14 protein-coding genes are annotated in these 19,854 nt (G+C 37.4%); 9 read left to right on the plus strand and 5 right to left on the minus strand.

Translation table 11 applies throughout. The annotated features are described in order from the left end of the window. Positions 1–30: 30 nt before the first annotated feature. The 5 genes from ACFRAE_RS10245 (at position 31) to ACFRAE_RS10265 (ending at position 7,114) form a co-directional block, all read left to right on the plus strand. Positions 31–1,071, plus strand: coding sequence for a UDP-glucose--hexose-1-phosphate uridylyltransferase (locus ACFRAE_RS10245; RefSeq protein ID WP_422797061.1), 1,041 nt, complete (start codon positions 31–33; stop codon positions 1,069–1,071). 5 nt (positions 1,072–1,076) lie between these two features. Next, entirely contained in the window at positions 1,077–2,231 is a 1,155-nt protein-coding gene (gene galK, locus ACFRAE_RS10250; protein ID WP_422797062.1) for a galactokinase, read from the plus strand. 24 nt (positions 2,232–2,255) lie between these two features. Then, the gene (locus tag ACFRAE_RS10255) at positions 2,256–3,419 is read left to right on the plus strand and encodes an aldose epimerase family protein (RefSeq protein WP_422797063.1); all 1,164 of its coding nucleotides are present in this window, start codon (positions 2,256–2,258) and stop codon (positions 3,417–3,419) included. A gap of 4 nt (positions 3,420–3,423) precedes the next feature. Next, positions 3,424–5,082, plus strand: a complete 1,659-nt coding sequence (locus tag ACFRAE_RS10260) for a sodium/sugar symporter (protein ID WP_422797064.1) — start codon at positions 3,424–3,426, stop codon at positions 5,080–5,082. Between the two features lie 76 nt (positions 5,083–5,158). Next, positions 5,159–7,114 carry a glycoside hydrolase family 127 protein gene (locus tag ACFRAE_RS10265; RefSeq protein WP_422797065.1) on the plus strand — a complete coding sequence of 652 codons (1,956 nt, stop codon included), beginning with the start codon at positions 5,159–5,161 and terminating at the stop codon, positions 7,112–7,114. 81 nt (positions 7,115–7,195) lie between these two features. On the opposite strand, the gene ACFRAE_RS10270 is transcribed toward ACFRAE_RS10265, so the two are convergent. Together ACFRAE_RS10270 and ACFRAE_RS10275 are read right to left on the minus strand one after the other, a co-directional pair. Beyond that, positions 7,196–7,615 carry a DUF983 domain-containing protein gene (locus ACFRAE_RS10270; protein ID WP_422797066.1) on the minus strand — a complete coding sequence of 140 codons (420 nt, stop codon included), beginning with the start codon at positions 7,613–7,615 and terminating at the stop codon, positions 7,196–7,198. Between the two features lie 8 nt (positions 7,616–7,623). Then, entirely contained in the window at positions 7,624–8,484 is an 861-nt protein-coding gene (locus ACFRAE_RS10275; protein ID WP_422797067.1) for an AraC family transcriptional regulator, read from the minus strand. 154 nt (positions 8,485–8,638) lie between these two features. On the opposite strand from ACFRAE_RS10275, the gene ACFRAE_RS10280 reads away from it, so the two are divergent. Together ACFRAE_RS10280 and mfd are read left to right on the plus strand one after the other, a co-directional pair. Then, a complete protein-coding gene (locus ACFRAE_RS10280; protein WP_422797068.1) occupies positions 8,639–9,187 on the plus strand; it encodes a hypothetical protein in 549 nt (182 codons plus the stop codon). Between the two features lie 40 nt (positions 9,188–9,227). Further along, positions 9,228–12,563 carry a transcription-repair coupling factor gene (gene mfd / locus ACFRAE_RS10285; protein WP_422797069.1) on the plus strand — a complete coding sequence of 1,112 codons (3,336 nt, stop codon included), beginning with the start codon at positions 9,228–9,230 and terminating at the stop codon, positions 12,561–12,563. A 57-nt stretch (positions 12,564–12,620) separates the two neighbouring features. Here mfd and ACFRAE_RS10290 read toward each other — a convergent pair whose 3' ends face one another. Continuing rightward, positions 12,621–15,122: a M14 metallopeptidase family protein gene (locus ACFRAE_RS10290; RefSeq protein ID WP_422797070.1), complete on the minus strand. Its 2,502-nt coding sequence runs from the start codon at positions 15,120–15,122 to the stop codon at positions 12,621–12,623. Between the two features lie 109 nt (positions 15,123–15,231). On the opposite strand from ACFRAE_RS10290, the gene ACFRAE_RS10295 reads away from it, so the two are divergent. Continuing rightward, a complete protein-coding gene (locus tag ACFRAE_RS10295) occupies positions 15,232–16,422 on the plus strand; it encodes a trans-sulfuration enzyme family protein (protein ID WP_422797071.1) in 1,191 nt (396 codons plus the stop codon). Positions 16,423–16,500: 78 nt separating this feature from the next. Here the strand turns inward: ACFRAE_RS10295 and galE are convergent, their stop codons facing one another. Together galE and ACFRAE_RS10305 are read right to left on the minus strand one after the other, a co-directional pair. Then, positions 16,501–17,529, minus strand: a complete 1,029-nt coding sequence (gene galE, locus ACFRAE_RS10300) for a UDP-glucose 4-epimerase GalE (RefSeq protein WP_422797072.1) — start codon at positions 17,527–17,529, stop codon at positions 16,501–16,503. A gap of 28 nt (positions 17,530–17,557) precedes the next feature. Then, positions 17,558–18,514 carry a UDP-glucuronic acid decarboxylase family protein gene (locus ACFRAE_RS10305; RefSeq protein ID WP_422797073.1) on the minus strand — a complete coding sequence of 319 codons (957 nt, stop codon included), beginning with the start codon at positions 18,512–18,514 and terminating at the stop codon, positions 17,558–17,560. Positions 18,515–18,573: 59 nt separating this feature from the next. On the opposite strand from ACFRAE_RS10305, the gene ACFRAE_RS10310 reads away from it, so the two are divergent. Further along, positions 18,574–19,818 carry a 3-deoxy-D-manno-octulosonic acid transferase gene (locus tag ACFRAE_RS10310; RefSeq protein WP_422797074.1) on the plus strand — a complete coding sequence of 415 codons (1,245 nt, stop codon included), beginning with the start codon at positions 18,574–18,576 and terminating at the stop codon, positions 19,816–19,818. Positions 19,819–19,854: the final 36 nt, after the last annotated feature.

The raw sequence follows: 19,854 nt of genomic DNA on the forward strand, positions 1-19,854 counted from the left end.
CTAAAACAATGTTATACTTTAACCATAGTCATGTTTGAAATTAATGATCTTCCCCACAAACGGTTAAATATTCTTACTGGTGAAAAGATATTAGTTTCTCCGCACCGAAGTAAAAGGCCATGGCAAGGGCAAGTGGAAACTCTTGCAAAAGATGCTCGGCCAGAATACGATCCTGCCTGCTATTTGTGTCCAGGAAATAAACGAGCAGATGGAGATGTAAATGCGGAATATACAAGCAGTTATGTTTTTGTAAATGATTTCTCCGCATTATTAAAGGATACTGAACCTGCTGATATAAATGTAGAAGACTTATTAGTAGCGGAAACCGAACGGGGCATTTGTAAAGTGATTGCTTTTACGCCTAGACACGATCTTACGCTTCCGGAAATGCCATTAAACGATATTAAAAAGGTGGTCGATTTATGGCAGAGTGAATTTATGGCCTTAGCAGCTGTCGAATGGATTAAATACATCCAGATATTTGAAAATAAAGGAGCCATTATGGGCTGTAGTAATCCACATCCGCATGGACAGATATGGGCACAAGCTTCTATTCCTACTGAAATCCTCAAGGAAGAAAAACAACAACAGCAGTATTTTGAAACCCATCATACGTCCTTATTATCCTCCTACATCAACTTGGAGCTTAAACAACAAGAACGTATTATCATAGATAATGAACATTTTGTAGCATTGGTGCCATTTTGGGCTTCTTGGCCATTTGAAACAATGGTAATCAGTAAAAAACATAGGCAACATATTGGACAATTTACTGAAGAGGAGAAACTAGATTTGGCAAAAACATTAAAAACCTTAACGACCAAATACGATAATATTTTCGAAACTTCTTTTCCGTATTCAGCCGGAATTCACCAAGCTCCAGTAAATTTGGATAACCAGGCATTTTGGCATTGGCATATGCATTTTTATCCACCATTATTACGTTCGGCCACTGTTAAAAAATTTATGGTAGGATATGAGATGCTGGCGAGTCCTCAACGTGATATTACCCCTGAGCGCGCTGCAGAAATTATAAAAAGTCAACCCGATATACATTACAAACAAGCATAATTTACATGATTGAGAGAGATCAGATTAATACTCGATATAAAGAGCTTTATGGGCAGGACCCCGATGTAATTGCTAAATCTCCAGGCAGAATTAATATCATTGGAGAGCATACAGATTATAACGAAGGATTTGTATTACCAACGGCCATCGATAAAGCGATATATGTGGCTTTAGGTAAACGCTCCGACAATGAAATTCATTTGTATGCTGAAGATTTTAAAGAGTCCTTTCAAACGACTATCGAAGAAATTGCACCAACTCAAATCAGTTGGCCTAATTATATATTAGGTGTTGTTAATCAGTTATTAGAACGAAATTTAACCATTTCTGGATTCAATTTATATATTGATGGTGATATACCCGTTGGAGCAGGCTTATCCTCTTCTGCCGCGGTAGAATGTGCTGTTGGATATGGTCTGAACCATGTATATAATTTAGGTTTAGATCGTGTCAGCATTGCCAAAATAGGTCAATTAGCAGAACATACTTACGCTGGCGTGAAGTGTGGTATTATGGATCAATTTGCTTCCGTATTAAGTAAAACTGGTCATGTGATCCGATTGGATTGTCGAGATTTGAGTTATCAGCATATTCCATTAGCATTAGGAGATTATGAAATTGTGTTGTTAAACACCAATGTAAAGCATTCATTGGCTTCCTCGGCTTATAATGATAGAAGAGAAGCTTGTGAACAAGCTGTTTCTTGGGTACAAGAAAAATACCCGACTGTAAAAAGTCTTCGCGATGTTACGATGGAAATGCTGGATGAGCTAGTTGCTCCCATAAATCAAGAAATCTACATAAAAAGCCGATTTGTCATTCAAGAAAACATCCGGCTAAATAAAGCATGTGAGGCGTTAATTCAAGGCGATATCATTGAATTAGGTAAACATATGTTTTTAGCACATGATGCATTATCAAAAGAATATGAAGTCAGTTGTGAAGAACTTGATTTTTTAGTAGATCAGGCAAAACTTATGGATGATGTAGTCGGTGCTCGAATGATGGGAGGAGGATTCGGTGGATGTACCATCAATATTCTCAAGAAAGGAGCTGGACAACATTTAGTCAGTCGAATTGCTCCTGCGTATCAAGAAAAATTTAATTTAGAACTAACAGCAATTTTTGTGGCCACAGATAATGGCACGCAAATTATTTAAATGAATCAATTATAAACTATAAAAATGAAAAAGAACTTAGCTAACCTATTGCTTGGTTTTAGCATTCTGGGATTCACGGACTGTCAACAGCCTAATTCCACTAAGAATGATGAAAAAGCAGACACATCAGTAATAGCACTAGATTCTACCAGTTTTACCGAGTCTATTGATGGAAAAACGGCATCGCTTTATACCTTAAAGAATGCGCAGGGTGCTACTGCCTATTTAACAAATTTTGGAGCACGTCTCGTTGGGCTATGGGTACCGGATAAGAATGGAACTTTAACAGATGTTGTGTTGGGCTTTAATAAAGCCTCTCAATACCATAATTCCGAAGAACCATTTTTTGGACCTATTGTGGGACCCTTTGGAAATCGTATTGCAAAAGGAAAATTCACTCTCGATGGGGAAACATTTACATTACCTACCAACAATGGACCTAATACCCTTCATGGTGGTGTAAAAGGTCTTCATTTTGCCAATTGGACTGTAAAAGAAGCGAATTCAAAATTAGTTACTTTTCAATACACCTTACCTGATAAACAAGAAGGTTTTCCAGGAAATTTATCGATGGAAGTCACTTATAGCCTTTCAGAGAATAATGAGCTAACAATTAATTATACAGCGACTACAGACAAGAAGACCGTGGTTAACCTAACCAATCATGCTTATTTTAACTTAAACGGTGAAGGAAGTGGTTCAATATTAGACCATGAGATTAAATTCTATGCGGATAAATATACTCCTGTAGACAGCACCTTAATCCCTAATGGCGAATTAGCAGATGTAAAAGGAACTCCATTTGATTTCACCAGCAGCAAAACCATTGGTAAAGATATCGAGCAAGAGAACGAGCAATTGAAATTTGGTAAAGGGTATGACCATAATTTTGTTTTGAACGATACAAAAGTGGATGGATTAAACTATGCAGTTTCGGTACGTGGTGATAAATCAGGTATTGTGATGGATATCTATACACAAGAGCCAGGGATTCAATTTTACAGTGGGAACTTTATGTCGGAAAAAGTAACGCTTAAAAATGGCGTTAAAGATAGCTTCCGTACAGCATTCTGTTTGGAACCACAGCATTTTCCAGATGCTCCAAACCAACCTCATTTTCCTTCCACGGTACTCAATCCTGGTGATACTTATTCAACCAAATCCGTTTATAAATTTTCAGTGAAATAAGGCTATGGATATTAAAGATTATATTGTATTTCTCTGCTATTTCGTTATTGTAGCAGGGTATGGATTATACATTTATTATAAAAAGAAATCTGCTTCAGGTGATTCCAAAGACTACTTTTTAGCAGAGGGCTCCTTAACTTGGTGGGCTATTGGGGCTTCGCTTATTGCCTCCAATATTTCTGCGGAACAGTTTATTGGGATGAGTGGTTCCGGTTTTAAAATTGGATTAGCCATCGCTACCTATGAATGGATGGCTGCGGTTACACTTATTGTTGTTGCTGTTTTCTTCTTGCCGGTATACCTAAAGAACAAGATTTTCACCATGCCACAATTTTTAAGTGTACGCTACAATAGTACCGTATCTATGATTATGGCAGTATTCTGGTTGTTGCTTTACATCGTGGTGAATTTAACCTCCATTTTATTCTTGGGTGCACTAGCGGTTTCCAGTATTTCAGGCTTAGACTTTCAGTTATGTATGATCGGGTTAGCCGTATTTGCGATTATCATCACCCTAGGTGGAATGAAAGTTATTGGGTACACCGATGTGATTCAGGTGTTCTTTTTAATTTTAGGAGGCTTAGCGACAACCTATTTAGCCTTAGATTTAGTGTCTGATCATTTTGGTGGTCAAGGAATCTTAGAAGGCTTCAATATTGTGCATGAGAAAGCTTCTGATCACTTCCATATGATTCTTCAACCTGATAATGCAAATTACATTGATTTGCCAGGATTGAGCGTTTTAATCGGTGGTATGTGGATTATTAATTTAAGTTATTGGGGTTGTAATCAATACATCACTCAACGCGCTTTAGGTGCCGATCTTTCTACAGCAAGAAACGGATTATTATTTGCTGCTGTATTGAAATTATTGATGCCTTTGATTGTGGTATTACCTGGTATTGCGGCTTATGTTCTTTACAACGATGGTAAATTTCAAGAGGAAATGTTGGCTAACGGAGAATTAAATCCTGACCGAGCTTATCCTGTTTTATTGAGTCTATTACCAACAGGCTTAAAAGGACTGTCATTTGCTGCGTTAACTGCTGCAGTGGTTGCGTCCTTAGCTGGCAAAGCAAATTCAGTTGCGACCATATTCTCCTTAGATATTTATCAAAAGATTTTTGATAGAAACGCTTCTGAAAGAAAATTAGTAAATGTAGGTAAAATCACGATTGTGGTTTCTATGATTTTGGCGATCATCATTGCACCTCATTTAGGGATTGATAAAAAAGGTGGTTTCCAATATATTCAAGAATATACAGGATTCGTTTCTCCAGGTATTTTTGCCATGTTCTTATTGGGTTTCTTCTGGAAGAAAACTACCTCAAATGCAGCATTATTTGCAACCATTGGCGGGTTCTTAATGTCAATCGTATTGAAATTCTTACCTAAATTTATAGATCTATCGTTCCTAGCGTCTACAGGATTTTCTGTGCCTATAAATGGAATATATGAAATTCCATTTATTGATCGTGTAGGATTTGTATTCATATTCTGTTTGATAGGAATGTATATTATTTCGATCATTGACCAAAGAAGAGGCGTTGTGCCTAATGGTTTGGAAGTGGACAAGTCCATGTTCAAAACCAGCACAAGTTTTGCTATCGGCGCATTGTTAGTACTGGGTATTACAGCCGCCCTGTATACTATTTTCTGGTAAATTAACCGGGAGTTTGATGGAATTAACCACATCAAACTCCCGTTTTTTTTTGTTCAATTACTAAATTTATTAAATTATGATACAGAAACTCCTTTGTTCTGCTTCAGTGGTTTTCTTAACATTAGAACTTTTTGCTCAAGACCCCACGCACAAGATATATCCCATCAATTTTTCACAAGTTGCAATCGATGATAAATTTTGGTCCCCTCAATTAGATAAAGTCGCGAACCAAACCCTAGATGCCTGTGTTTCATATACTGAGGATAAAACTGCACGGATTCGGAATTTTGAAAATGTAGCTTCAGGAAAAGGTAAGCATGAAGGAATGTATTACGATGATTCCGATGTTTATAAAGCGATAGAAGCGATTGCTTATTCGTTGAAAAACTTTCCCAATGCCGATTTGGAAAAAAATACCGATGGATGGATAGATAAGATAGCGGCAGCTCAGCAGAAAGATGGATACCTCAATACCTATTACACTTTAACTGGATTAGATGGACGTTGGAAAGATATGGAGCGTCATGAAGATTATTGTGCCGGACATTTAATTGAAGCTGGGATCGCCTATTTTAATACGACAGGAAAAGATAAATTATTAAACGTAGCTATCAAATTTGCGGATCATATTGATCAATATTTCAAACAGCAAAATAAACCTTGGGTGTCAGGCCATCAGGGTATTGAGTTGGCATTAATGCGTTTATACCATCAAACTAAAAATAAAAAGTACCTTGATCTGGCCGATTGGTTTGTGGACCAACGTGGTAAAGGCTATGGAGTAGGGAAAATTTGGGATGAGTGGAAAGCACCTGAATATGCGCAAGACGATATCCCCGTGCGCCAACAGCGTAAAATAACAGGACATGCCGTCCGCGCTATGTATTTATATACAGGGATTGCGGACATTGCTGCAGAAAATAAGGATCAAGGCTATATTCAAACCATGGATGCCATTTGGGATGATGTGGTGAATAAGCATTATTATATCACTGGGGGAATTGGAGCACAAGGATCCAATGAAGGTTTTGGAAAACCCTATGATCTTCCTAATGAGTCTGCTTATTGCGAAACTTGTGCATCGGTAGGTATGGTTTTTTGGAATCAAAAAATGAATATGCTTTCCGCCCAAGCAAAATACATCGATGTGTTAGAGCGCACATTGTACAATGCGGCAATAGACGGAATCAGCCTTTCGGGGGATCGTTTCTTCTATGGGAATCCCTTAGCATCAAACGGAGATTATGAACGTAGTGAATGGTTTGGTACGGCATGTTGCCCATCTAATATTGCCCGCTTGGTTTCTTCTTTAGGATCTTATATCTACAGTCGAAGCGCCTCTGATCTTTACGTTAATTTATTCGTTGGATCTGAAACAACAGTCAATTTGGATAAGAATATGGTCTTTATTAAGCAAACCACCAATTATCCATATCAAGGTCAAATGGAAGTAGAAGTTAGTCCTAAAAAAGCGAAGGAATTTGCCGTATACGTACGCATACCGGGCTGGTTGAAATCACCTGTGCCTGGATCTCTTTATCATTATAAAGGGGCTTCTGACACCAAATACACCTTACTTGTCAACGGTCAGCAAGTAGCTGCCACAGAAGAAGATGGTTATTTGAAGATCCATAGAAAATGGAAAAAAGGTGATAAAATAGCCTTGAATTTAGATATGCAAGTGAAACGAGTAGTTTCTTCCGATGAAATAAAACAAAATAAAGGTCGTGTTGCATTGCAGTATGGTCCTATCGTTTACGCCATAGAAGATGTAGATAACCCCAATGCGAAATCGGGCTTAATAATTCCAGAAAACACGTCTTTCGAAGTGCAATACCAACCGGAATTATTGGGAGGTGCCAATACGATCAAATTCAAAGCTCCGGTAGCCCAAGTGAATGGGCAGTCTGGCCAAATTGAAACAGTAGAAAAATCGATAACAGCCATTCCCTATTTCCTTTGGAATAACCGTGGAAAGTCGCCCATGCAGATTTGGTTTCCTGAACGGATTAACACCTTTAATATCAATTAAGGCATATGCTAACTAATAGACAAGGGCAACAATTCTACATTGTTGCCCTTGTCTATTCATAAGGAAAATTATATTCAGAACTTACAGTCCCTTTTCCTTTACACGTTCAAATACCTTAGGGTTAAATTTAAACAAAGGAGTCATCCAGTACAATAGAATGATTCTTGAATATCGATTATTTACAGGAGCTAGAAGCAGCGACATGACTAAGGCTACAATGATATATAGCCAAGGGTTTTCTAGATTTCCTGAAATGAAGTAGGTTGCAACGCAGGTACTTACTAATTCTGCGACACTTAGTGCATAACTCACATACATTGCCACATAGAAATATCCAGGTTCTTTTTCAAATTTTAAATCGCATGCAGGACAACGTTCAAGCATACGTTTAGACCCAAAACTAAACATAGGGGAGGCAAACATATTGCCTGTCCTACATCTTGGGCATTTTCCCGCCATAGCACTCTTTAGTTCTGAGGGTATGGTATATGTCATTTCCATAGTTTTATTTATTTCCATTGTGATTTTCTAAACTCTTCAGGCGTAAATCCTGCTATCTTTTTGAAAAATTTACTGAAATAGGAATTATCATTAAAATTCAATTCATACGCAATTTGGGTGATACTCCAATCAGGTAATATTAATAATCGTTTAGCTTCCAAAAGCATTCGATTTCGAATAATTTCTCCAGCTTGTAAACCTAAATATTCTTTACATACCGCATTCAAGTGGTTCGGAGTTATATACAATAGATTTGCATAATCTTTAGGCAAATGATATTGTTTATAATGTAAATCAATAAGTGCATGGAAGTTTTTTAATAAAACCAACTGATAATCGACTCCTTTAGTTGCGAAGGTAGGTACATATATTTCCTCCAGTTTGAGAAGGATATAAAGTAATAAAGAACGTTTCAAATCCAATGTGCTGTAGCCTACATTTAATGCAACCAATTGATTCATTAATGCACTAATTTCCAACAAATCCTTTTCATTCAATTCGAAAACCCCATCGTTGTTGGATGAAAAAAGATTTAAGGCATCCAAATAGTTCGATTGAAGCAGTAAAGATTTAAAATAATCTACATCAAAATTGATGATGTAACCTGTTATTTCTCCTTCAAACATCCATGAATGAACCTGACCAGGCCCCATCAGATACACTTGACCTGGAGTTATTTCATACCGTTTAAAGTCAATTTCATGAAAACCATTGCCTGATGTAAAGATCAGCAATTGGTAAAAATTATGCCGATGAGGAAATACTAAGTCATGGTTTTTCTGCAAATAATATGATAAATGATCGGCTAAAAAATGCTTGTCATCTAAATAGGATACCGTACATTGCTCTAAAACAGGTATTTTTCTCATTAACACAAAATTAACCAATAACTACCATGATTTATGGTATTAAAATGCTATTTAATGGTAATAATTACTGATGAACACGATTAATGCTTGGTAATAATATGGGGAGAGTATCATTTACATTGCATATCCATGAATCTATTGTTAACTTTAAACTATGTCATTACACAAAAATGCTGCTTTAAAGGAAGCTGTTCTCAACCTTTCCAATAAGGAAAAGGACAAATTATTAGTGCGTCTAATCAATAAAGATAAAATGCTATTAAAGCAATTGCATTTTGAATTGCTAGAAGATGAGTCTGATTTAGAAAATAGGATATTAGATCTAAAAGCGAACTTAGAGGCGGTTTTTGACAATGGAAAATCGCAAATCAAAAACATACCCTTATTTTCAAACTATAGAGAATTAACTCGACTCATCAGAACCGCTAGTGGATTGGTTAATGAACATGAGAAAGTAACTAAAGACAAATTTAGCGTAGTGGAATGTCGCTTGATGATATTGCAGGAAGCGTTTGAACAATATGCAAGTTTGTTCAAGCCAGCAAGTCTAACCCCTGGGTTTAAATTGCAACAATATGTCAAAGGCAGAATTAAAAATGCGTTGTCATCCTATGAAAAATTGCATGAGGATTTGCAATTTGACCTCAAAGATCCCATGGAGTATGTCTTAGATTTTGCGGAGGGACATCGCTTAAACTCCTAGCCTATTGATTTTTTCGTAGATTTGCAAAAAAATATTCCGAGTGACTGTTCAAGAATTATTAATACAATATAGTGGGTCTGATCAAGTAAAATTATTACAACAACACATTTTACAGGGAGATTCTAAAATTCATCTTAAAGGATTAGTTGGTTCCTCAGATGCACTAATTGCAGCTGCTCATTACGTTTTAGAAAAAAGATTAAATGTCTTTATTCTTCCTACACATGAGGATGCTTCGTTTTTTTTAAGCGATTTAGAAAGTTTATTCGACAAGCAAATTCTTTTTTTTCCTGCCTCTTACCGTAAGCCTTTTGAATTCACCCAAATCGATAGCGCCCATGTTTTACAGCGAGCAGAAACCTTAAGTTCCTTAAATCACCAATCTGATCTTCCTAAGATTGTGGTTACTTATCCTGAGGCCATAGCGGAAAAAGTAATCAATAGACTGGATCTTGAAAAGAATACCTTAGAAATCACGCAAAATATCAAATTGAGTATAGATTTTATAAATGAGTTTCTATATGAATATGATTTTGAACGTGTCGATTTTGTTTATGAACCTGGCCAATTTGCTATTCGGGGTGGTATAGTCGATATTTTTTCATTTTCTAATGATTTACCCTATCGAATAGAATTTTTTGGTGATGTGATTGAAAGCATTCGAACATTCGATATTGAAACGCAATTGTCTGTAAACAAAATTCATACAGTTACGATTGTACCAAATGTGCAAGCAAAGTTTTTGTCCAATAACCACATCTCCCTTTTAGAATATATTGATGACAATTCCATTCTGTGGGTCAAAGATGTCCAATTTACCTTGGAGGTTATTCAAGAGGGCTATAAAAATGCCTCCAAATTCTGGAAAGGTCTTTCGGAAAAAGATATTAAGAGTAATCCAGATTGGGTAGATCCTCGATTTACCTTTACCGATGATAAGAATTTTAACTCCATGTTGTTTGAGCATCCGATTCTTGAATTTGGAAAGCAATTTTTTTATAAAGCGGATGCGGTCCTACAATTTGATACCCATCCACAACCTTCATTCAATAAGGATTTTAACCTGCTGATTCATAACTTTAAAGAGAATGAAAAACAGGCTGTAAGGAATCTGATTTTTTCCGATTCCAGCAAACAAATTGAACGGATTTACGCCATTTTAGATGATTTAGATAAGAGCGTTACTTTTACACCTCTGTATAAATCCCTTCGGGAAGGATTTCGTGATGATGAATTAAAATTTGCATGCTATACGGATCATCAAATTTTTGACCGTTATTATAAATACAAACGAAAGAAAGCATATGAACGCTCTCAAGCGATCACATTAAAGGAACTCAGCGAACTCAAACCTGGGGATTACATTACGCATATCGACCATGGTGTAGGTAAATATGCAGGCTTGGAAAAAGTGGATGTGAATGGCAAAAGTCAAGAAATGATTCGCTTAATCTATGCAGATAATGATTTACTGTATGTAAATATCAATTCTTTAAATCGTATTTCGAAGTATTCGGGTAAAGAAGGTAGCATTCCTAAAATGAATAAATTAGGAACAGATACTTGGGATAAACTGAAGAAAACCACGAAGAAAAAGGTAAAAGATATTGCTCGTGATTTAATTCAACTTTATGCAAAGCGAAAAGCACAAACAGGAAATGCTTTTCATCCAGACACCTATTTACAAAGAGAGCTTGAAGCATCTTTTATTTATGAAGATACACCAGACCAAGAAAAAGCAACTGCGGATGTGAAAAGAGATATGGAATCTCCTCATCCTATGGATCGCTTGGTATGTGGGGATGTAGGCTTTGGCAAGACGGAGGTTGCCATACGCGCAGCATTTAAGGCGGTGGCTGATAGTAAACAAGTTGCTGTATTGGTGCCTACCACCATTTTAGCTTCACAACATTATAGGACCTTCACCGAGCGATTAAAAGGTTTCCCAGCAAACATAGATTACATCAACCGCTTTAAAACCTCTAAACAAATAAAAGATACCTTAAAAAGATTGGAGGAAGGTAAACTAGATATTATTATAGGGACTCATCGTTTAGTTAGTAAAGATGTTAAGTTTAAAGATTTGGGCTTAATGGTAATTGATGAAGAACAAAAATTTGGAGTTTCGGTCAAAGAAAAATTAAAGGTGATGCGTGCAAACGTAGATTCCTTAACCCTGACCGCTACCCCAATTCCACGTACCTTGCATTTTTCCTTAATGGGGGCGCGTGATTTAAGTATTATTTCTACACCTCCACCAAACCGACAACCTGTACAAACGGAATTGCACGTGTTCAATGACCCCCTGATTCAAGCCTCAGTGAGTTTTGAATTAGATCGTGGAGGACAAGTGTTCTTTATTCATAATCGGGTTGCTGATTTACCTCAATTGGGAATGTTAATCCGAAAATTGGTGCCTGGAGCTCGAGTTGGAATTGCTCATGGTCAATTGGATGGGGACGAATTGGAAGATGTGATGTTGAAATTCATTAATCATGATTACGATGTACTAGTTGCCACAACGATTATTGAAGCTGGTCTGGATATTCCAAATGCCAATACCATCATCATTAACCATGCACATATGTTTGGTTTAAGTGATTTACATCAAATGCGCGGAAGAGTTGGTCGATCTAACAAAAAAGCATTTTGTTATTTGTTAAGCCCGCCATTATCTACATTAACCCCTGAGGCCTATAAACGATTATCGGCAATAGAAGAATTCTCCGAATTAGGTTCTGGATTTAATGTCGCTATGCGTGATTTAGACATCCGTGGTTCAGGAAACCTATTGGGGGCAGAACAATCGGGTTTCATTGCTGAAATAGGCTTTGAGATGTATAATAAAATCCTGGATGAGGCTGTACAAGAACTTAAAGATGATGAATTTGGGGAATTATTTGCTGATGAAACCGATCGGACCTATGTATCCTTTACCCAGATAGATACCGATTTGGAAGTACTTATTCCAGACGAATATGTGACCAATGTAGCGGAACGCTATAATCTTTATAATGATATCGCGAAATTGAAGGATGAATCACAACTTAAAAAATTCGAACAGGAATTATTAGATCGTTTTGGGCCCATTCCAGAGGCAGTTTTTGAGTTGTTCAACACGCTTAGGTTGCAATGGTTAGGGAAGGAGATCGGCTTAGAAAAAATATCCTACAAAAAAGAAACGCTGAAAGGCTATTTCGTTAATAATCCGAAATCAAGTTATTATCAATCGGTAAAGTTTGATCAGGTTCTTGCTTTTGTTCAAAACCATGGAAACATTAGCAACCTTAAGGAAGTCAAAGGGCAATTGCGCATTGCTATAAATCATGTCAATAGTATTGAATATGCGATTCATCTATTATCGGAAATGAACTAAAAATAAACAAGAAAGGTTTGTCGGATGGACAAACCTTTCTTGTTTATAGAATAGGAGTTAGTTCATTTGAAGGAATACGGCATTTGCCATCAGCAGCTTACCATTTTCCCAAAAGTTTCTAAATAATATATTATCAGTCAGGTAAACAACAGTGCCTTGTCCTACAGTTTGGGTTCCGAAGATTAACCCATTTTTTAATTTTTTAGACAAGTTGTTCCCTACAAATCCGCTGATTTTCGATTCTGCGGTAATATATCCCACATTCCAACCGGCATTATTTTCAAAATATTGGTAAAGATTAGCATCTTGTTTTAAGGTGAAATAATCTTTTGTTCCGTACATTAACGGATGAGAGTCGTCAAAAGTAAGTTTGTATATGGCCCCTCCAGTATATTCTTCCATGGCTTTTCTTTCTTTATCGGCAAATTTCTTTAAAGGATCTACTTTGGTTGTTTTAGCGCTATCCGCTTTTAAGGCTTTTAATTTACTCCATTCTTGTGTTGCCAATTGATTAACCGCACTCTCCAGGGCAATCACTTTACCTCCATTGCTTAGCCAGGTTTGGAAATTTTGCTTTTGTGTCGCATCCTTCAGGAAGCTGTAATTCCCATTGGGCATGATAAACACATCGATTTCTTCCCATTTTACTCTTGAAAAATCACTTGGATTAACCATTGCTATTGGATATTGTAGTTGCTCATCGAAAAAGTGCCATACCTCACCAACATTGGTCGCGCGTATCCCTTCACCAGCTAGCATCATCACCTTTGGAGCTTGAATAGTCTTTACCTCTGAACTACCAAAATCTCTGCCTCCTTCCACTATTCCTGAAGGGATGTTATGTATTTTTATTTGGAATTCGTCGGCCTGTTCTTTCAAAATTTTATCTAACGGAATATTTTTGTTTCCTTGTTTCATCAATAAGATAGAGCCTTTTGGAAATTCTTCTGAACCAATTTTGAAGGCATAATCGGATGATTTAAGGATCACTTTCTTTTTCAATAATGCGGATGCCAATTGTGCAGAAGCAAATCCGTTCCATTTAAATGCGTATCCAAAGGTCGAATTTAAGGTGTTGGAAACCTGGTCCAGCGAATAGGGCGACAGGTTTTCGATTTTGTTTTTGCTTGCAATTGCAGGCAATCCATGGACATAAGGTAAGGCCCATGCTGTAATATCATACGTAATGGAATCCGATAGTTTTGTTTCAGGCTCAAATAATACCCGAATTAATGCAGCTTTAGATTGATTGCCAGGGATGATTAAATCCTTTGTTTGCAGGCTGTGGCTGACTTCTTTTTTGCTAAAATAATCTAAACCTTTTATAGTGCCTGTTGAAGAGTAGTATTGAATTTTATTCTGATCCAATAATTTCATCAATGCCCTAAACTTACTATCTTTTTGTACATCATATGTTAAGATATAAGACTGGTAAGAGGAAAGTTTGCCAGCTATGGCATCATCAGCAAATTTTTTAAATTCACTAACAAGTTTGCTCGCGTTTAATGAGGTTATTTCAACAATATTCATACCTGTAGCATGGTGCTGAATCGCACGATCGACTAAGGTTAGGGTATCTTTGTCGTCTGTATAAACACCTAATCCTGCAGACCCATTTCCCGCTTTTTCCAAGGTCATGCCAATTGCTCCTGAATAAATTGGGTATGTGTCGCCATAAGAAGGATATAGTAAATCGAAACGTTCTTTGGTAAAATACAACCAACCTTTACTATCGAAATATTTGGCATTATGCTTTCCGACGGTTGTTTGAAATTCTCGTTGCCAAGGAGTTATTACTTCATGTAAAGGCTCGGCAGCTGGTGGAAAATAATAAGGCGAATTGATGCCTTGTTCATGAAAATCTGCATGAACATGTGGGAGCCATTTATTATAAATTGCGGCTCTTAACTGGCTTTCTTGTTGAGTTTGCCAGGCCCAATCTCGGTTCATATCAAAATAATAATGGTTGTACCTACCTCCTGGCCAAGGTTCTCGATGTTCTCTAGCGTAGATGTCTGGATTATACTGCTTGCCAAGAATGCCATTTTGCCAATTGTTATAACGTTCTGTTCCGTCAGGATTTAAACATGGGTCAATGATGACTAGGGTGTTTTCTAACCATTTTTTCGCAGTTGGATTAGCATTGTTTACCAATTCAAATAAAGTCATCATCGATGCCTCCATAGAAGAAGTTTCATTGCCATGTATATTATTGCTCATCCATAAGATTGCAGGGCTATTCAACGTAGCTTCTCCGGCTATAGCATGTGCCAACTTTAAATTGTTGGTTCTTATTTCTTCTAATTTACTGATGTTTTGTACAGAAGAAATAAGAAATATTTGCAATGGTCTCCCCTCGATTGATTGACCATAGGATTCCATTTTTACTTGGTTGGGTAATTCTTTGGCGATGTATTGATAATAATCTAAAACTTTCCAATAGGGTGTAATCTTGCTGCCGATTTGATAACCTAAATATTCAGCGGGGGATTTCACTTGAGCAAAGGAAAAGCTAATGCTGGATATTAGGCATCCTAACATTGTAAGCCATTTTTTCATAAGATGTATATTTCTAGCGCGAATTTAGTTCAATATTTTTACTAGTCAAATTAAGGAATTACAAGTATATTATTTAATTTTCTATACTTTATTTTAAAATCTTCCCACAATGTCTCATTTAGAAACGAATCTCATTCATCAAGGACATGAATTTAATCAAACAAAAGCGGTGGTAAGTCCTATTTATCAATCCTCCACGTATTATGCTGATCAGGATTTAAGTGAATATATCATTGCAGCGAGTGAATCCAAACATCCATACTTTTATCATCGGCATGGTAACCCAAGCAATTCCCAAGCAGCCTCTATTATTGCAAGTTTAGAACATACCGAAGATGCATTGGTATTGGCCACGGGGATGGCTGCAATTAGCACCGCCATTTTAGCGATTGTAAAAGCGGGGGATCATATCGTCACGCAACGGTCCTTGTATTCAGGTGCCATGTTGTTTTTTAAAGAATTTCTACCAGATTACGGTATTACGGTTACTCATGTCGATCAAAGTGATAATCAAGCTTTCGAACATGCGATTCAAGAAAACACGAAATTGATTTATGTCGAAACACCGTCCAACCCAAACCTGGCAATCACTGATTTGGAATTTATTGGACAATTAGCTAAAAAGCATCAATTGGTCAGCATGGTAGACAATACCTTTGCCTCTCCGATTAACCAATGTCCAAAAGACTTTGGCATTGATGTGATTATTCATTCGGCCACTAAATATCTTGGAGGGCACAGTGATCTTACTGCTGGAGTTGTATGCGGAACGAAGACATTTATACAGCAAGTATGGCGGCGTTCCTTGGTGATGGGAGCTTCCTTAAGTCCATTTGATTCTTGGCTTTTAGTTCGGGGATTAAAAACTCTAGCTTTGCGGGTGCGTCAAATTAATCAAAATGCTTTAGCCTTGGCCAGCTATTTAGAAAAACATCCGGCAATAAAGCAAGTGGCCTATGTCGGATTGCCTGCACATCCTCAATATGAATTAGCTCAAAAACAAATGAAAGGAGGTACTGGTATGCTTTGTCTTGAAATAGGTGCGGATGGAGAGGAATTAGCGTATCAATATGCGCAAACGGTATTAAATAATTTGAAAATATTTGCCAATGCCGCCAGTTTGGGTGGCGTGGAGTCCTTAGTGGTGCATCCCGCTAGTATGTGGGGTGGTCATCACGATGCTCAACAAAAAGCAAGCGCTGGAATTACTTCAGGGATGCTAAGGGTATCGGTTGGTATTGAACATATCGAAGATTTAATAGCTGATTTTAAGCAAGCCTTTGCAGGCTTAGGCTTTTAGCGTTTTACTTATACTCAAATAAAAGACCGCAACTCTTTTTCTTGAGTTGCGGTCTTTTATTTTGAAGAGCAAAAATCCTTATACGATTGGGTTTTCACTCAAATATTTTTCCCAGGCCCATGCCGAAGACATCATCTCATCAATACCTAATGATGCTGTCCAACCTAATTCTTGGGTAGACTTGGTTACATCACCCCATACTTTGATGATGTCACCATCACGACGCGGACCAACTTCATAGTTCAATGGTTTTCCAGAAGCTTTTTCGAAGGCCGCAATTGCTTCTAATACGGAATAACCTTTACCAGTTCCTACATTAAATACATCGTAGTTACCGTTTGGATTTCCTTTTTCAAGCAAGCGAATAGCAGCAACATGTGCTTTTGCTAGATCCACCACATGGATGTAGTCACGTACTGCCGAGCCATCTACCGTGTCGTAATCATTACCAAAAACGGTCAATTTTTCCCTTTTACCTATGGCTGTTTGAGTGATAAATGGTAATAAATTTTGAGGTACTCCGATTGGTAACTCGCCGATTAATGCTGATGCATGTGCTCCTACTGGATTGAAATAGCGCAATGCGATTACCTGATAATTATGGTAGGCAAGAGCTGTCTCTTCCAATATTTCTTCTGCAATTTGCTTGGTGTTACCATAAGGTGATGTCGCACGTTTTACGGGTGCAGATTCGTTTACTGGTAATACATCGGGTTCGCCATAGACCGTACAGCTAGACGAAAAAACAAAATTTATCGGTTTTTCACGGTACGATTCTAATAGATTTATTAAAGAAAAGAAATTATTATGGTAATACTTTAAGGGATTTTGCACCGATTCTCCAACGGCTTTGGAGGCAGCAAAGTGAATAATACCTGAAATATCTGTATTTGCTGCTACAAAGGCTTTTACTTTTGCTTCATCACATAAATCCAATTGATGAAACTCAGGCTTCACGCCTATAATTTTCTCAATTTGATCTAAAATTTTAATATTGGAATTGGATAAGTTATCCAACAACACTGGGGTATATCCAGCCTGAAACAATTCCACAACGGTATGTGATCCAATAAATCCTGTTCCTCCAGTAACTAATATTTTGCTCATAGTATCCTTTATTCTTTGGTTTTATAGCTTATTGTTCTTGAAATAAATTTCGATAATAATTAATAGTATTCTCCAATCCATTTTTCCTAGAGACCTGTGGTTTCCAATTCAACAGCCTAATCGCTTTATCAATGTCTGGTCTTCTTTGTTTAGGGTCGTCGACAGGAAGCTTTTCAAAACGGATGGAGGATTGACTCTGCGTCAATTTAATGATCTCTTGGGCAACCGCTAGCAAGGTCATTTCTTCCGGATTACCAATATTTACAGGCAGTGGATAATCACTAAAAAGTAATTTAAAGATACCTTCCACTTGGTCAGAGACATAAATAAAAGAGCGTGTTTGGGAACCATCTCCAAATACCGTCAAATCTTTTCCCTGCAATGCTTGCGAAATGAAATTAGGTAATGCTCTACCATCGTGTAGTCGCATGCGAGGTCCGAAGGTGTTGAATATGCGTGCAATTCTAGTTTCCAAACCATGAAAATTATGATAGGCCATAGTCATGGCTTCTTGAAACCGCTTTGCCTCATCATATACCCCTCGTGGGCCTACAGGATTTACATTACCCCAGTATTCTTCGTTTTGAGGCGATACTAATGGATCACCATAAACCTCGGAAGTGGATGCCACTAAAATACGGGCCTGTTTGCTTTTAGCTAGACCTAAAAGATTATGTGTTCCTAAGGAACCTACTTTTAAAGTTTGTATAGGGATTTTGAGGTAATCGATTGGACTAGCTGGTGAGGCAAAATGCAAGATGTAATGCAGCTCTCCTGGGACGTGCACAAATTTGGAAACATCATGATGATAGAATTCAAATTGGGCTAAATGGAACAGATGTTCGATGTTTTTAATATCACCAGTCACTAAATTATCCATACCAATCACGTGAAAACCCTCTTCAATAAAGCGATCACAAAGATGTGATCCTAAAAATCCAGCAGCCCCAGTGATCAATATTCGTTTGCGCTTATGTTCTTGCACAATGGTGAAATTAAAAAGGTTTAAATATCTTTGACGAAGATAAACATTATTTTAAGATTATGCGTTTCTTCTATCGGCTTGGTATCTTTCTGTATGGCGCTTTATTGCGTTTAATAGCTCCATTTCATCCTAAGGCAAAGCTTTGGGTCGATGGTCGGCGAGGCTTGTTGGAAACCATAGAACAAACGGTTGAACAAGGCAAAGAATACATCTGGTTTCACTATGCCTCCCTCGGAGAATTTGAGCAGGGAAGGGCGGTAATGGAGCAAATCAAATTACGGTATCCCCATGAAAAAATAATTGTAACTTTTTTTTCCCCATCGGGTTATGAAATCCGTAAAAACACAGCATTAGCCGATTATGTGTTTTATTTGCCTGAGGATACAGCCAACAATGCGAAGCGTTTTATTCAAGCCATACGCCCAAAGTTTGCTGTTTTTACAAAATATGAATATTGGTACTTCTATTTCTCCGAACTAAAAAAACAGCAGATTCGTCTCCTTATGATCTCGGCCATCTTTCGAGAAGACCAATTGTTCTTTAAACCCTATGGTGGATTTTACCGTTCTATTCTTAAAAATGTATCCTATTTTTTTGCTCAAAATATCGAAAGTGTGCATTTATTGAAATGGATTGGAATTATTCATGCAGGTTTAGCAGGTGATACCCGGTTCGATCGAGCGATTGAACTTCCAAAACAGCATCAGCCAAATACAATCATTTCCAATTTTGTTCATGAACAATCCACCCTGGTGGCTGGTAGTACCTGGCCTGCAGATGAGGAGCTCTTGGCTAAGTTATTGGAGAATCATTCCGACTGGAAGTTAATTTTAGCGCCGCATGAAATCCATTCAGAACATATTCAACAAATACTCCATGTATTTCCTCAAGCGATCAAATATTCGGAGATTGAAAAATATTCGACATCTGTTATTCAAGAAACTCGAGTACTGCTCATAGATAGTATCGGCTTATTGTCCTCCTTATACTACTACGGAAAGATTGCGTATATCGGTGGTGGTTTTGGAGTTGGTATTCACAATACATTGGAGGCTGCAACATACGGTATTCCAGTGATCTTTGGCTCCAACTATGAAAAGTTTCAAGAGGCTAAAGATTTAATAGAATTGGGTGCGGGATTTTCTATCAACAGTTTTGCTGAATTGGATGAACTATTTAAAACCTTGCAACAGGAAGGGAAACGAGTACCGGCAGGAACCACTGCAAAAAATTATGTTCAACAGCGCTCTGGAGCAACCCAGATCATTCTTAAATATTTACAAACGGAAAAACTGCTTAGTTAATTTTCAAAAACCTAATTTCTTTTTCGAACGGTAATT

It is taken from the genome of Sphingobacterium sp. HJSM2_6 (assembly GCF_049316305.1).
Lineage (GTDB): Bacteria > Bacteroidota > Bacteroidia > Sphingobacteriales > Sphingobacteriaceae > Sphingobacterium.